Annotated in this window: 11 protein-coding genes; 4 read left to right on the top strand and 7 right to left on the bottom strand. The window is 44.6% G+C overall.

Features of this window, described 5'->3' with window-relative positions; all coding sequences use genetic code 11:
* Positions 1–172 precede the first annotated feature (172 nt).
* The 3 genes from ACU37H_RS17270 (at position 173) to ACU37H_RS17260 (ending at position 6,937) form a co-directional block, all read left to right on the top strand.
* Positions 173–3,484: a SusC/RagA family TonB-linked outer membrane protein gene (locus ACU37H_RS17270; protein ID WP_472704755.1), complete on the top strand. Its 3,312-nt coding sequence runs from the start codon at positions 173–175 to the stop codon at positions 3,482–3,484.
* Positions 3,485–3,512: 28 nt separating this feature from the next.
* A complete protein-coding gene (locus ACU37H_RS17265) occupies positions 3,513–5,270 on the top strand; it encodes a SusD/RagB family nutrient-binding outer membrane lipoprotein (RefSeq protein ID WP_472704757.1) in 1,758 nt (585 codons plus the stop codon).
* A gap of 245 nt (positions 5,271–5,515) precedes the next feature.
* Positions 5,516–6,937: an alpha-L-fucosidase gene (locus ACU37H_RS17260; RefSeq protein ID WP_472704759.1), complete on the top strand. Its 1,422-nt coding sequence runs from the start codon at positions 5,516–5,518 to the stop codon at positions 6,935–6,937.
* Positions 6,938–6,990: 53 nt separating this feature from the next.
* On the opposite strand, the gene ACU37H_RS17255 is transcribed toward ACU37H_RS17260, so the two are convergent.
* From ACU37H_RS17255 to ACU37H_RS17235, 5 genes are all read right to left on the bottom strand, one after another.
* The gene (locus tag ACU37H_RS17255) at positions 6,991–7,602 is read right to left on the bottom strand and encodes a DNA-3-methyladenine glycosylase family protein (protein WP_472704761.1); all 612 of its coding nucleotides are present in this window, start codon (positions 7,600–7,602) and stop codon (positions 6,991–6,993) included.
* 89 nt (positions 7,603–7,691) lie between these two features.
* Positions 7,692–8,240 (bottom strand): NUDIX hydrolase, encoded by a 549-nt coding sequence (locus tag ACU37H_RS17250; RefSeq protein WP_472704763.1) that lies wholly within the window; start codon positions 8,238–8,240, stop codon positions 7,692–7,694.
* Positions 8,241–8,522: 282 nt separating this feature from the next.
* Entirely contained in the window at positions 8,523–9,053 is a 531-nt protein-coding gene (locus ACU37H_RS17245; protein ID WP_472704765.1) for a YfiT family bacillithiol transferase, read from the bottom strand.
* 1 nt (position 9,054) lies between these two features.
* Positions 9,055–9,492 (bottom strand): BamJ family beta-barrel-assembly machinery protein, encoded by a 438-nt coding sequence (gene bamJ, locus ACU37H_RS17240; RefSeq protein ID WP_472704767.1) that lies wholly within the window; start codon positions 9,490–9,492, stop codon positions 9,055–9,057.
* Positions 9,493–9,550: 58 nt separating this feature from the next.
* The gene (locus ACU37H_RS17235; protein WP_472704769.1) at positions 9,551–10,312 is read right to left on the bottom strand and encodes an ABC transporter ATP-binding protein; all 762 of its coding nucleotides are present in this window, start codon (positions 10,310–10,312) and stop codon (positions 9,551–9,553) included.
* Positions 10,313–10,557: 245 nt separating this feature from the next.
* On the opposite strand from ACU37H_RS17235, the gene ACU37H_RS17230 reads away from it, so the two are divergent.
* Positions 10,558–11,829 (top strand): aspartate kinase, encoded by a 1,272-nt coding sequence (locus ACU37H_RS17230; RefSeq protein WP_472704771.1) that lies wholly within the window; start codon positions 10,558–10,560, stop codon positions 11,827–11,829.
* Here ACU37H_RS17230 and ACU37H_RS17225 read toward each other — a convergent pair whose 3' ends face one another.
* Both ACU37H_RS17225 and ACU37H_RS17220 read right to left on the bottom strand, forming a co-directional pair.
* The gene (locus ACU37H_RS17225) at positions 11,830–12,564 is read right to left on the bottom strand and encodes a GLPGLI family protein (RefSeq protein ID WP_472704773.1); all 735 of its coding nucleotides are present in this window, start codon (positions 12,562–12,564) and stop codon (positions 11,830–11,832) included.
* A gap of 14 nt (positions 12,565–12,578) precedes the next feature.
* Entirely contained in the window at positions 12,579–15,383 is a 2,805-nt protein-coding gene (locus ACU37H_RS17220) for an outer membrane beta-barrel family protein (RefSeq protein ID WP_472704775.1), read from the bottom strand.
* Positions 15,384–15,522 lie beyond the last annotated feature (139 nt).

Here is a 15,522-nt window from a genome sequence, read left to right as displayed (position 1 = left end):
GGGATAATTTGTGTATGCAAGATCCTCAGAACGCCTAACGTATTAGATCCTTAGCAATAACACCGCTATTCTTATCAGGTTCCCCTCCTTACCTCCTCTCAGCCAGAAAGATATTTGCGCATATGCGCTAGATTTTTTTATTAAACTAAAGACAACCAGTATGAGGAAAACAATGCAAAAAATGTTACTTGCCTTGCTCTTAAGTTGTACATCGCTTTGCTTATGGGCGCAACAACGAACAGTAACAGGTAACGTAACCAATGATCAGGGAACGCCGATTGCCAATGCTACCTATTTGGTAAAAGGAACCGCAGTGGGTGGAATCACAGATGAAAAAGGGAGCTTTTCAGTAACCATTAACTCCGAAGATGCCACTCTCGAATTTAGCTCGGTAGGTTATAAGACGAAATCAGTGAAGGTGGGAGCCGCCGTCACTATAACTGTTATACTCGAAATGGACGACACCCAAATGGAGACGGTGATAGTGGAGACAGCCTTGGGAATTAAACGGGAGGCTCGTTCGCTGGGATATGCTACAGCAACCGTCAGTGGAGAAGAGTTGTTGAAGGCGGGTGCTACTCAAAACCCATTTCTTGCTATCTATGGTAAAGCAGCAGGGGTCGGAATTAATATTGGATCCGGTGGGCCAACGGCTGGCGTAAACGTAAGAATACGTGGTGCTGCCGGCTTAGAGTCCAATACTAACACCCGACCACTCTTCGTTGTGGACGGCGTGCCGCTGTATGACCAGAAAACTTCAATGGAAGGAAGAAATTACGATCCACTAAACTCGTTCGATTACGGATCCGGAATTAACGATCTAAATCCTGAAGATATAGAAAGCATAGAAATACTGAAAGGCGCTAAGGCGACCGTACTTTATGGTAGCCAGGCTCTGAATGGCGTGGTCCTTATCACTACCAAAAGCGGAAGAGGCACCAGAGGATTAGGTATACAGTTGTCACATCAAACGACCGTCGATAAACCATTCACTTTTATTGACTTTCAAAACCAATATGGTAGTGGAAGCAGCGTTAAAGATTTCCAATATGACACATCCTCGGGAACTCCTATACGAGTTTTGCCCAGGAGCAGGTATAGTTTTGGACCTGCCTTTGACGGAAGTCCTATCATGCTGTATGATAGCACAATGAGCACCTATAAAGCCTATCCTGACAATTTCATTGACTTTTTTCAAACAGCTATATACAATAGAACCAATATAGCTATAGCAGGAGGCGGCGAAATGGGTAGTGTCCGTGCCTCCTATACGAGAAATACTTACGAAGACGTTTTGCCAGGATTTACTCAAAAACAAAACACTTTCAGCTTTAACGGTAATTTTAAAGTATCTCCCTTTGCACGGTTTGAGTTTATTAACAACCTTTACACCACCAACACTAAAAACAGAAGGCCCAACATCGGTCAATGGGTAGCCTCAGGTTTAAATCGTGATTATGACTATAATTGGATGAAGAGCTTTTATAAAGATGCCGAAGGATTCAGGAGAGATTTAGAACCGGTAGGGTTTACAGGATTGTTTTGGCCAGGTAAAGTTGCAGAAATTTTATGGGAGCAAAACGACAACCTGAACAATGACAAAAAACTGCATCTTGTTAGCTCGGTTCGCACTACGCTTCAATTCACCAAGTGGCTATCATTAATCGGACAAGCATCATTAGATTACACCAATACAGACTACATAACGCAAGATAAAATAGTTCGCCTGACTCCTGCAAGGATTGGAGGGAAGTATGCATGGACAAAAGACAATACTACTGTGCAAAATTATCAGGGTCTGCTAAAGTTTGAGAAAAAATTAAACACTGATATGGATCTATTCATATATGGAGGTGGCGCGTATCAGAAAATCACTACTAATAATATTTATTCTTCGACGGGAGATATGGGGTTATTATTTCCTGGCTGGTATTCTTTAAACAATGCGGATATACGTTTCTGGCCTAGTGCAGGTGCAAGGGATAAAGTGACAGGATTGAACAGAGGATCAGAGTCGTTATACAGCGTCTTGGGATCTGCCACGTTTTCGTATAAGAATGCATTCTACCTGGAAGCTCAAGCACGAAATGACTGGAACTCGACTCTTCAGAGTCCTAACAATTCCTACTTCTATCCAGGCTTATCATTTACGTGGAACTTTTCAGAGAATTTCGAGATACCCAAACTGCAATTTGGTAAGTTAAGAGCTTCGTGGGCAGACGTTGGTGGCGGACCAAGCACGGCGACCGGGAACCGGTACTTTGCTAATAATGTATTTTCTGTAGGACAATTGCCTTATCCCTCCGGTCCTAGCATCGTTACACCGCCCACTACTTTACTTTTAGAAGCGATCAAACCGTTTAGAAAAAGAGAATTTGAAGTAGGCTTTAATAACCGCTGGTTTGAAAGAAGCCGGCTTGAGGTTGACTTCTCATTTTATACTAACAATATCTACAACCAAATTATTACCAACCCTCTTTCAGCAGCAACCGGATATCCCGGTGGCGCTAAAATCAACACGGGTAATACTAAGAACTGGGGCTATGAGTTATTTGTAAAAGGTGCACCGATAGCTACTGAAAAATATCGTTGGGATGTCACATTTACTGCCGCTAATCAACGCTCTAAAATTGTGAAACTGTATCCTGGTATCACCGAAAAACAAGTCGATGGCAACAGTGGATTCCAGGTATGGGCAAAAGAAGGAGAACCCATCGGTGAAATAAGAGCCTACGACTATAAAAAGAATGCAGACGGAAATAGAATTATAAATACAAACGGGTTCTATCAACTTACAGATAAAGTGCAAAGCACTGGAAAGAATGTTAACCCCAGGATATTTGGAGGGGTATACAGTGATTTCTCTTTTAAAGGATTCAATTTTCATTTTGGCATGGATTACAAATTTGGAGGAACCATATTCTCCTATACCAACAACTATCTGATGGGAACCGGCGCCATCAAGGCCTCGCTTCCTGGTAGGGATGAATCGCAGGGAGGATTGGCGTACTATATCGATAAAACTTCCAACAAAAAAGTAGCCTGGGAACATAATAAAGCGGCTCCTGCCGAAGCAAAAGACGGTATCATTTATAGTGATGGTATTATTTTGGACGGAGTCAGGGAGGTTACAACAAACGGGCAGACTACTTATGTTAAAAATGACGTGATCATTAGCGCCCCTGCTTATTATCAAACGTTCATAAATGACCTGAGCACGTCATGGCCACCCGATCGTTTATTCAAAAATGATTACATTAAAATAAGAGAATTAGCTGTTCAGTACACCATCCCGAAAAAAATCGTAGAGAAAGCGCGCTTACAAAAGGTGATGCTTTCGCTTGCGGCAAGAAACTTAGGTTACCTGTACAAAACGGTGCCCAACATAGATCCGGAAGGTGCTTTAGGTGCTCAGTCCTACATTGAGTACTCGTTCTTCCCTTCAATAAGATCTTATTCTTTTGGTGTCACAGTGAGCTTCTAATCAACTCTTATAAAATCAATATATTAACATGAAAAAAATATTCATTGGGTTATTGTCAGCTTTGCTCGTCTTTTCCTCTTGTAAGAAGGTGTTGGACGACGAGTTTTCAAACCCCGAAATCTACAGTAACACGGGAAATCTCTTCGGAGGATTATTCACAAATTCTCTTTACAAATGGAAAGTATACGTTCAGGATTACGGCGAATGGTGGTGGGAAATTGCCGGTAGCGGTGCCATGGGAGTAGCTGGATATACACAAGTTGCTCAACGATACATAACTGATCGTTACGGCTGGTTCAATTTATATGATGATCTGAGCGGATCTGATGGCTTTGGTAGGGCAACAGCCTTGTGGCAGGGTCGGCTATCTGCCTTTTATGGTGGAGCAGCGGGATGGGTTTCCATCAAGGATAATATTGCTTTGGTATCAGGCGACGAACTTGATAATAATAAAATCTATTACCTGCTTGCAACGGTAGTGAAGGACTATTCGGCTTTGCTAACGGTTGACTTCTACAATTCCATTCCTTATTCTGAAGCATTTGCCGGAGCCGACAGGGTCTTCTTCCCAAAATACGATGACGCTAAGTCGATATATACAAGCGTTTTGGATGAATTAAAAACTATAGAAGCCCAGCTTCCGGAAGTGTATAGCAAAATGTCGCCTGGGGCCATCAGCACTTTCAGTGTACAGGATATCGCATTTCAAGGTGATGTGCAAAAATGGAGACAATATATCAATGCGCTGCGTTTGAAATATGCCATAAGAATTTCCGGTGTTGATGAGGCCACTGCTAAGGCTCATATCCAGGACGTTCTCTCAAAAAACAATCTGCCAGCAACCGATATGGTATGGAGAATGCCTTATCAGATTGATGTACAAAACGGAGGTGAGTGGTTAAGGGGTTTAAAAGAAGCCTGGCCCGGCACGTTCATTCCTAATATCATCATGAAAAGGATGAACTTCGATAGTTCTATATATGAAGCTGGCAAAGACGACCCAAGGCTGCCCGTTATTGCAATGCCGACTAAATACAGCAAATTTGAAACACCGATTGTGGGAGATTATAGAGGTGTTACCATGAATGCAGACGGAGCAAAACAGGGATATGTTGATGGTGAGAGATATTATGTCGGAGGCCCGACAGGCGATATAACACAGAACTTTAAGCAAGACAGTAAGTCCCAATACAACTATGTTACCTACACCAGAAATGTTTATTTTCCAGTCTATATGATGTCAAAAGCAGAAGTCGATCTGTTATTGGCTGAAGTAGCTGCCAAAGGAATGGGAAATACCGGTAAGACAGCTGGCGAACACATCAAAGACGCCATTTTACACTCCACAGACTTTTGGTATGAAAGAAATGCAGAAAGCCTGTACGCTAAAGAGCACCCTATTATGCATCCTTCAAAACCGGATGCTGCCACAACAAATACCTACGCGAATTTTATGGTAGCACGGTTCAACGGTAAGACCCGACTTGATGACAAAATGGAAATCATCATGCAACAAAAGTTCATCCATTTAAACATCATGTGCCCTTACGAACTTTGGTCTGAACAAAGAAGAACTAGACATCCAAAATTAGAACCATTGACATTTGGCGGTAAGGTAATGAAACCATTTCCAGAAAGGCTCAAATATCCTACGTCCGAGCAATCAACTAATGCTGATAATTATGCTAAAGTGAGGGACCAGGATAATTTCACAAGCCCCATCTTCTGGGTTCCGGAAAGTCTTCGTACAGTTAATCCATATTGGGACAATTACAATTACGAATAACCTCACTTTTTAAAAAACCGCCTCCGGGCGGTTTTTTAATGCCTGTTCCTGTATTTTTAACCTGGAAACAAGTTGTGATCCGGTAATGTGATCCAAGGTCGCTTTTTTAAAATAAAGAAAGAGGCGGATGGATATTCCAATCTCAATCAACACACTTGCTTTGGCCGGGCTTGATGATGATCAGATGGCGCGGTAACGAAAGGCTTGACGGGCGGGTCCGACCAAAAAATTAAAAAAACAAAAAGATGAAAAGATTAGCTTTTTTGCTGGGTATATTATGGGTCGCCTCGGTGTCCGCGCAGGAGCAAGGCATTCATCCCGCTTCTGCTAAATATGAATGGCCTGAAGATCAGCTGGTAAAAGAAAAGCTGGATCAATGGCAGGATCAGAAATTCGGGATGATCATTCATTGGGGTTTGTATGCGGCACCGGGGATCATCGAGTCGTGGTCGCTGTGTTCGGAGGACTGGATCACCCGGGACAGTAACTCCTACTATGGGGACTATAAAAAGTGGTATTGGGGACTGAAAAAAGATTTCAATCCTGTCAACTTCAACCCCGAACAATGGGCGAAAGCAGCGAAAAACGCGGGTATGAAATACCTGGTGTTTACCACGAAGCACCACGATGGATTTTGCATGTTCGATACCAAAGAGACGGACTTCAAAATCACTGATGGTCCGTTTAAAGATCACCCTAAGGCCAATGTGGCCAAATATGTATTTGATGCATTCCGCAAGGAAGGCATGATGATCGGCGCCTACTTTTCCAAACCTGATTGGCACAGCCCGGACTATTGGTGGCCTATGTATGCCACGCCCAACCGTAACAATAACTATGATATCAAGAAGTATCCCTGGAGATGGGACAACTTCAAGAAATATACCTACAACCAGATCAGCGAGCTGATGCACGATTATGGCAAAATGGATATCCTATGGCTGGATGGTGGCTGGGTCCGTCCGCGCGAAACGGTGAACGAAGAAGTATTGAGCTGGGGCGCTCCTATTCCCCAATGGAGCCAGGACATCGATATGCCTAAGATCGCCGCGATGGCACGGAAGGCGCAGCCCGGCCTGTTGATTGTAGACCGGACCGTGCATGGCCCTTATGAAAACTATCAGACACCGGAACAACGCATCCCGGATCATAAAATTGATAATCCCTGGGAGAGCTGTATGACATTGGGTGGCGCCTGGGGTTATGTGCCTAATGAGAAGTTCAAGCCTGCTTCGCAGGTGATTGGCAGCCTGATCGAGATCGTGGCTAAAGGCGGTAGTCTCTTGTTAGGAGTGGGGCCCGGCCCGGATGGCACGTTGCAGCAACCCATCATTGAAAGGCTTTCTGAAATTGGAAAATGGATGGATGTCAACGGAGCAGCTATTTATAATACCCGCACCACCGAAATTTATAAGGACGGAAACACATTTTTTACTCAATCGAAAGACGGCAAGACCATATATGCATTAACTCCGGTTAAAAACGGCACGACTGTTCCTTCGTCACTTGATTGGAGCGGCAATCTTCCCGCCAGGGGTTCTAAAATGACATTACTGCAAACTGGTCAAAAGCTAAAATGGTCTGAAAAAGACGGCAAGGTGACTGTACAATTGCCAAAAGGATTGAAGACAGCAGCGGTGGCGATTGCTTTCACCAAGAGCAGGTAAACAGGTATACTCGCATAGATAACGGACGTCATTCTGATGCAGCTTTCAAGATCCTATACAGGTATCAGTGGTGCATCGAGGTGTCGCCATAAATGTTTGCAGGCATAGGTGCGGTAAGGACTCCATTGGTCTGAGATAGCCGTCATTCTTTCGATCAGCTCCTTTTGATTGTTGTACTCTATCTGGTACAATTGTATCATCGCCTTTTGTATGCCTAGGTCTCCGGTAGAAAAAATATCCTCCCGCGCCATAGCAAACATGAGAATCATTTCCACTGTCCATTTACCAACACCCTTTATTTGCGTTAACAACACGAGCAGCTCTTCGTTGCTCATTTGATGCAGCTTCGCATCTGTTAATTTATGGTCGATAAAGAACTGGCAAACGTTTTTAATGTAGACGGCTTTTGCATTCGACAAGCCAATACCTCTCAGTTGCTCGTGGGGCACTTGCAGGATGGATGAAGGCCTGGGATTCCGGCTACGGAGCAGCGTCAAAAACCGGGCATAGATAACAGCGGCTACTTTCGTACTCAATTGCTGGCTCATGATAGAAGCACAAATATGCAGGCAAATATTTTTCCTGAGCTCCAACACAAGAGGTTGCTGCCGCTTGATAACGGCCTTTAAGACAGGATCCTTATTTAAGTGTCGCCGATAAGACATATGAAAGGTTTAATCTTGTTGCATACGGTGAAATAAAATTGAGCCGTTGTCACTGGCTTCCATCAACATTCAAACGGCCTCGATAAGCGCTAAACCTTCAACTCGCCCAGCTTCATCAGGGCATATAGCATACAGGTCACATGCATCGACTGTATAAATTCATTGTTCCTGAATTTAGCTTTAAATTCTTCAAGGTCCATCAGTGTCACCTGTATCTCCTCGTTGGGGTCGAGGTTTTGCTCGGATGTCTTTTTTCCGCCTCTTGCCAGAAACATGTGCATCCAGTTATTATTTGTTGAAGGATTCGCACAGGTCTTTCCCAGATACTCATAGCTGGAAAATTCGTAGCCGGTCTCCTCCAGCAGCTCGCGCCTGATGGCCGTTTCCAGGTCGGCATCTTCCGCGTCTACACAGCCTCCGGGGATTTCCCAGCAGGTTTCGCCGATTGCATGCCGGTACTGCATTTCCATCACAACCTTATTGTCTTCGGTTAAGGCAAAACAGGTCACCCATGTGGGGAACTCGTACACATAATAAGGATCCACAATCTTTCCCTGCGGTGTTTCGCAGGTATCTTTCCTGACTTTAAACCAAAGGTCATTGAACAGTTGTTCCGACTTTAATATTTTCCACTTCATAATAACTGAGTCTTCATTTAATGGGGAAAACCTCTTCGAGGCTTTATCAATTTCCTAATTACGGGCAGCCATTGAATCTTTTATTAGACCAGCTATATAACATAACGCATCGATCTTATCCGCCTGTGCCGGGCGGACGCGGTACTCTTTTCCGGTGATGCGCATCTCAACAAGAACAGATGGTCAGACCGGGACGCCCACCTGGCCGGATGGGCAAAGGTCAGACCATCTGTTTCAACAGCCGTCGCGTACACTTATCCAACTTTGAACTTACCAATCACTTTACCTCCATCCCCTCTTCTCCCTCAGTCCGTTGATCTGCGCCACATGATGCCGGCCATGCCAGGCATAAGACTGGAGAAAGTGCCAAAGCGAAAGCTCCTGTTGCAGCCCGGGATGCCACGCGGCACGCTTCCACCCTTCATCAGTCACATTTTTGATAGCTTCGTACCAGCGCGTATGCAGCGCATACAACAAAGTGATAGACATGTTAACGGGTAAAGATTTTACATCATCCAGCTGCGCCCATGCATTTTCATCATAAGGCTTAATAGTAGGAAGCTCTTCCGTCAGGCAAAGCTTAAAGCGCGTATAGGCATTAATGTGACTGTCGGCGACGTGATGCACCAATTGATGCACCGTCCACCCACCCTCGCGGTAAGGAGTGTGCAATTGCGTTTCGTCCAGGTTGGTGATAGCAGCTTCCAGTGCATTGGGCAGAAATCTGATATCTGCCAGGGCACTGTCTCTGACTGCTTCAGAAAACGGCTGCACCTCTAAATGGCCAATAGGGTACTGGTTTTCTATTTCCATTTTACCGGTTCACTTTTAATAATTCCACTTCAAATATCAGTGTCGCGCCACCGGGAATGTCTGCACCCGCACCGCGATCGCCGTAAGCCAGCTCTGATGGTATCCAAAGCCGCCAGTGACTTCCCTCTTTCATCAAAGGAATAGCTACCTGCCATCCCCTGATCAATTGGGTAAGGCGCGCCGTGAAAGGCTGGTTTCTTTTAAAAGAGCTGTCAAATTCTTTTCCGTCCAGTAACGCTCCTTTATAATGGGCTGTTATCGAATCGGTAGGATCCGGCTGCACGCCTGTTCCTTCTTTTAACACCTCATACTGTATGCCGCCGTCGAGCTCTTTAACGCCTTCTTTGTTTTTATTTTGCTCTAAAAACTCGCGCCCTATTTGCTTTTGCTTGTCTATTTTTTCGTTCATTGCTTTTCTTAATTTTTCTTGTAAATTCATATGTTTTGTTCTTGCTATGCAATTTATGGACCATTTCATCCGGGAGTGATCCTTCAGATCAGCTTTCCCTCAAAGATTTCCCCGTAAGCTGAATAAATACATCTTCCAGGTTCGCCTTCTTAACCTCCTTTGGCCGCTCAAATCCTGAAGCCACTAGATGATCGATCAGGTGATCGGGCGTGTCCAGCGCCACGATATTGCCGGCATCAATAATGGCGATACGGTCGCAGAGATATTCGGCCTCGTCCATATAATGAGTGGTAATAATAATGGTCGTACCCTGGGCTTTAATCGTCTTGATCAGTTCCCAGAGGTTCCGTCGTGCCTGGGGATCCAGGCCGGTAGTGGGTTCATCCAGAAAAATAACCTTGGGGCGGTTGATGAGTGTGGTGGCCACAGAGAAACGTTGTTTTTGTCCGCCGCTCAACTCCTTAAATTTTGCCTTCGCTTTCTCCTCCAGGTTCACCGATCGCAGCAGCTCCATACCGTCCACCTCCTGGTTATACAAACCAGCAAAAAGATCGATCAGCTGCAGCAGGTTGAGCCCGGGATAATAGCTGCTGGCCTGCAACTGAACACCAATCAACCCTTTGATGGTGTTAGGGTGTTGATCCAGATCGTACCCAGCCACGCTGATGGTGCCGCTCGTCTTCTTCCGGAGGGTTTCAATGATTTCCAGTGTGGTAGATTTGCCGGCACCATTGGGACCGAGCAGACCAAAGATTTCATTTTCGTACACCTCAAAAGAAATTCCTTTCACCGCCCGGAAGTCACCATAATTCTTTACGAGGTCCTGTACGGATATCATCACGTTTGCCATGGGATAAAACTACAATTTAGTTGGTAATAGGCAGTTGAAAAGTTGACACGTGAAAGGGGCTGCCTTAATGGAAAGGCAGATTTACATGGTGCATAAACATTTTTCTTCTTTGTCATCGTATTGCTCTGTGTATTTCCTTTGAAGTCCTTGGTAAAAACATCAAAAATGTAGAAATGTTGTGCACCCGGATTACAGGCAGATTACCACCAAACCACGACATTTGCAATTCCTAAAAAGATTCGATCATGAAAGTATTCAAGTTTGGAGGAGCATCGGTAAACAGTGTGGAGCGTGTTAAAAACCTGGCAGCTATCTTACAGCATTATCCCAATGAGCAGCTGCTGGTGGTGATCTCTGCAATGGGAAAAACGACCAACGCACTGGAAAAAGTGGCCGAAGCTTTTTACGCCTCCCAAAAAGAGGAAGCCTTACAACTGTTCAACCAGGTGAAACAACAACATCTGACCACCGCTAAATACCTGCTGGTGACCCGCTACCTGGCCTGTGAAGCACAGTTGAAAGACTTTTTCACGGAAGTAGAATGGTTATTGCATGATCAACCGGTGCGTGAATACGATTATTATTACGACCAGATCGTCTGTGCCGGCGAGCTTCTATCCACCGCGATCGTCAGTCACTACCTCAATGAAATAAATATACCTAATACCTGGATCGACGTACGCGATATTATCCGAACGGACGATAACTTCAGGGACGCTAATATCGATTGGGAATTTACCCAAAACAAAACGAATGACGAGATCAAACCCCTGCTGGAAGCCGGTAATATCGTGTTGACCCAGGGATTTATCGGGGCCACGGACGAGAACGAAAGCACGACGTTGGGCCGCGAAGGAAGTGATTACACAGCAGCAGTGTTTTCCAATATGCTGGACGCCGAAAGCCAGGTGATCTGGAAAGACGTTGAAAGCGTGATGAATGCTGATCCCAAAGAGATCCACGATGCAGTGCCGATTCCGGAACTCAGCTATACCGAGGTCATCGAGATGGCCTATTATGGCGCCCAGGTGATCCACCCCAAGACAATCAAACCCCTACAGAATAAAGGCATCCCATTATATGTCAAATGCTTTCTGGATGCCAGTCTTCCGGGTACGCATATTCACAATAATATCGTGAAGCAGCTGCCACCCATCATCGTGATCAAGAGAAACCAGGTGATGGTAGAATTAAAATCTAAAGACTTCTCATTTATCGGTGAGCATAATACGGAGATCCTTTACGAACTATTCGAACAATTATTTATCACGCCTACCCTGACACAAAACGGCGCGATCAATATCATTTACGCTTTCGATCATAAGGAGGATAAGATCAGCCAGTTTGCCGCTGCCGCCGCGACCAACTTTGACGTGCAGATAACGCCGGGGCTGACGCTGTTGACGATCCGGCACTACGATGAAGCCGCTTTGAAGCGGTATGTCGACGGCAAAAATTTTTTAGTAAGACAGCAAACCTCGCACAACCTGAGGTTGCTTTATCAGGAGTGGCTGTGATTACAGGAAGGTGCGCCAGTATAACTGGTCGATCCATTTTTTGCTCTCGCTTCCCCAGGATTTTGCAAGGCTGGCCAGATCCGTTTTTACTTCGGCCTGCGACTTTTTCTTTCCTTTCGTAGGTGCGGTTAATTCTGAAGGTTTGGGTGCTTCTAACTTGACACCTGTTGCAATCCAGCTGGTATGCAGCCTCGGCACGGTGACACCCAATATCGCGCCTGGCAAGCCATTCAGATTCATCGGTCCGCCACTTATAGCGATCTCATCCGTGTAATACGCAAATACATACACGCTATCAAACAGGACCGCTTGGGCTTTGCGGCAGTTGAAGCCCGCAATTTCCCGCTGATCGTTGGGGAAAAGCTTCCAGTTGATTTTTCTTTGTGGACCATTGAACAGCAAATAGCCTTCTAATGTCATCAACGTCGCGTACGTGTTATTGTTGTAATCATTATACCAGAGATTTTCTTCCTCGTTCATTCCCCAAAAGCCTCTCTTTGCGTCCCCTTTTCTGTCAAATTTGTAAAGAGATACATTATTATCAAAAAGAAGTGTATAATAATTCGTATTGAATTTGGGTACCTGATCTTTGAACCGGTCAAACCATTCGTTCCCCTCGTTCTGAGCGTGAACATTGGCTTTTACTTCATACTCGATCGATCCGGCAGTGATAAACTTTTGCGCCGACGACTGCAAAGCGACCAGCAATACAAAAAGCGTAAAAATATTTTTCATCGTTATTATTTTTTTTATTGAGCTGCTGGTGCGGCAGCGGCTCCTCCATTCATTTTATTGAAATTCCAAACAAACCCTAACAAAAAATGTCTGCGTAAAACGGTATTGTACGTCTCAGTAAAACTACCCTGCTCTCCAAAGTTTCTTGAGTACCCGTTCCTCTGATTTAAAATATCATTGACGGCAGCTTTGAGCTGAAACTCTTTTTTATAGATCCATTTCACTAACTCGGCATTCCAGAAAACGAAATTGTTATTGGTTGGAAAACGGGAATCTTTTTGCCTGAGCGAGGCGTCTACATTAGTAGAAAGCTCGAACTCCTTAGGCAAATATAATCTTCCGGAAAAATAGCCCCCGCCGGTCCAGTACTCAGCGTTTGCCTGCGTGCTCACGGACGCCCTGGCAATATTATAACCAAAATAAGGATCGATACTGATTCTGTATTTCTTTTCAACGTCTCTGGACAGACTAACCTGCAGATTATAGAAAGAGTTTTTGGTGATATTTTTAGAAACGGGGCCATTACCGCCCACGAAATCTACGCTTTGATTGAACCGGATATTAGGACTCAGACCCAGATCCAGGTTGATCGACCTGAATTTTTTATTGTACCAGCTGTAGACACTTCCGTACCAGATACCATTGGTGTTAACCGTTTGAATGGTCCGCACAGCATTGATAATGGTGCTGGCAGTTACAAATGCGTTTTGCGTGAAACCGCCGTTAACTCCTAAATACAAGCCGGTTTCAGATAACATCTTCCATGAGTTGTAGCTCAAACTGAAAGAGTGATTGAACGAGGGGCGAAGATCAGGATTACCAATCACCTGGTTTAACGGATCAGTATTTACGCGGATTGGTTGCAGCTGATCAAGAGATGGCGCATTGGTTCGTCCATTATAATACAGCCGGATGCTTTTGTTAGGCGTAAATTTATAGGCAATGTTCGCCCTTGGAAAGTGATTGGTAAAATCATAGCTGGTGGTAGATCCCAGTGTTTTGTCGACCTGCTCATAATTGGTTAACCCTACTGATGAGCCTACATTGATATTTACTTTTTTATTACTATACCTAAACCCAAGACCGGGCGTGTTAGACATCTCATTAAATCCGTAATCGTTGCTCAAAGAATCCACTCTGTTCGTATAAGCATCTCCCTTTTTTGAAAAGATGTCCCGCAGCTGATCACGGCTGGTAAGATTAAAGGCATAACTGGCCTCCAGGTAAAAATCTTTTGCTAAAGGCTCTGTGTAAGAAATACGTGTGCCAAAGGCGTTGCTACTATTATTAAGCAAGTTGCGCTGATCAATACTCTGGGTGGTATCTAATGCATTGTCTTCATAGATCTGTAATTTCGAAATCAGGAAACCATCGCTGTTAGTTTTATTAGCGTTCAAGGTCGTATTAACGGAAAGCGTTCTATACTGTTTTTTAAATTTATGCATCCAAAGCAGATTGGCGTTATAGGCAGATTGATCCACATCGTCATTAGACTTTCTGTCGTTTATGTTGATAAACGCGCCGGTTTCCGAATTCGTGTTTTCGGCGTAGTAAGCTGAATTCGATTTACTGAAATTAAAGTTAACGCCGGTCGTGAGTTTCAGCGTGTTCATGGAGTCAAGCTTGGTTTCCAGGGTCAGGTTGCCACTGTGTTTGTCAGAGACATTCATGAAGTCCGAATTCGAGGCAGTGTTATAGGCCAGGTCAGGTGTGAAATTCCTGGCAAAGACCTGTGTATTTCCGGGAGCTTCAATACGCACATAGCGATATCCGCCGTTCACCGAATGCTTGTCCTGATTGAATTTATTGCTGTAATGTATACCTGCGTTGTAATTGATCGGGATACCGTTGCTACGGTTTCTGCTGTCCCCGAAAATCATAATGCCGCCATCATCTGTCACCTGTACGTTATCATTTCCGCCGCCGTATTTCGAAGCGTCGTCCCAGTTCAGATTCATAAATCCGATATCACTGCTAATGGCATATCCGGCTATCTTACGTTTCGCCTTGAAGGAATTCAGCATGGCCGCGCCATAATATCGTCCTTTGCCGGCATCGTCATTCGAGGCGGACCGTTCCCGATAGCCACCGCCTGCATCGATCTTACCGAAATAACCTTTTTTCTTGTCCTCTTTCAGCTTCAGGTCAACCGTTCGATCCTTGACCCCGTCGTCAATGCCGGTGAAATTAGCCTGATCACTGCCGCGATCGTACACTTTCACTTCTTCCACTACATCGGCTCTCAGGTTTTTAGTTGCGATGCCCGGATCACTTCCGAAGAACACCTCCCCATCTACCAGCACCTTCTTAACAGCCTGGCCCATCGCAGTTATATTTCCGTTTCGATCGACCTGGAATCCCGGCAGTTTTTTCAAAAGCTCCTCTACGTTCGCTCCCTCGGCCACTTTGAAACTGTCGGCCGTAAATACCGTCGTGTCACCCCGCATGAACATCGTTTTATTAGCTTTCACAATCACCTCATCCAGCAGCTTCGCTTTCGATATCATATTGATAAAGCCCATGTCTTTAGGCTTACCGGGCTGCAGTGTAATTTTTTCGGAGAAGTCGGCAAAATAAGGATGGGTTACCAGTAACAGATAGCTTCCTGTATCAGGCACATTAAACTGGAACGAACCATCAGCGCCCGCCCTTTTATAATCTACCAGGATAGAATCCCGGCCGTTTAAAAGTGCGACCACTGTATTCTGTAAACTTTTTTGATCAGACGAGTCCACCAAAGCACCTTTGATGGTGGTTGTTTGCGAAAAAGCAGGCAAGCAAAGAATGATCAACAGGGCAAATGTCAGATAGATTCTCATAGTTGTTTCGATAGTTATAATAAAACCATTATGACGCGCAAAAAGCAAAAATGCACAAAATCAATACATTGTGGGAACATCAATTTCTCAAACTTTTGTTAAAATACGATAATAATAAATATCTACGAAAATTACGTAG

This window comes from Niabella sp. ZPM-14, from assembly GCF_055693045.2.
Note: the sequence above shows the minus strand (reverse complement) of the source record. Positions and strands in the feature narration are given on the sequence as shown.

Bases quoted from the DNA above. Each gene is read 5' to 3' on its own strand.
- ACU37H_RS17270 (WP_472704755.1), top strand. From the start codon at position 173: ATGCAAAAAATGTTACTTGCCTTGCTCTTAAGTTGTACATCGCTTTGC.
- ACU37H_RS17265 (WP_472704757.1), top strand. From the start codon at position 3,513: ATGAAAAAAATATTCATTGGGTTATTGTCAGCTTTGCTCGTCTTTTCC.
- ACU37H_RS17260 (WP_472704759.1), top strand. From the start codon at position 5,516: ATGAAAAGATTAGCTTTTTTGCTGGGTATATTATGGGTCGCCTCGGTG.
- ACU37H_RS17255 (WP_472704761.1), bottom strand. From the start codon at position 7,602: ATGTCTTATCGGCGACACTTAAATAAGGATCCTGTCTTAAAGGCCGTT.
- ACU37H_RS17250 (WP_472704763.1), bottom strand. From the start codon at position 8,240: ATGAAGTGGAAAATATTAAAGTCGGAACAACTGTTCAATGACCTTTGG.
- ACU37H_RS17245 (WP_472704765.1), bottom strand. From the start codon at position 9,053: ATGGAAATAGAAAACCAGTACCCTATTGGCCATTTAGAGGTGCAGCCG.
- bamJ (WP_472704767.1), bottom strand. From the start codon at position 9,492: ATGAATTTACAAGAAAAATTAAGAAAAGCAATGAACGAAAAAATAGAC.
- ACU37H_RS17235 (WP_472704769.1), bottom strand. From the start codon at position 10,312: ATGGCAAACGTGATGATATCCGTACAGGACCTCGTAAAGAATTATGGT.
- ACU37H_RS17230 (WP_472704771.1), top strand. From the start codon at position 10,558: ATGAAAGTATTCAAGTTTGGAGGAGCATCGGTAAACAGTGTGGAGCGT.
- ACU37H_RS17225 (WP_472704773.1), bottom strand. From the start codon at position 12,564: ATGAAAAATATTTTTACGCTTTTTGTATTGCTGGTCGCTTTGCAGTCG.
- ACU37H_RS17220 (WP_472704775.1), bottom strand. From the start codon at position 15,383: ATGAGAATCTATCTGACATTTGCCCTGTTGATCATTCTTTGCTTGCCT.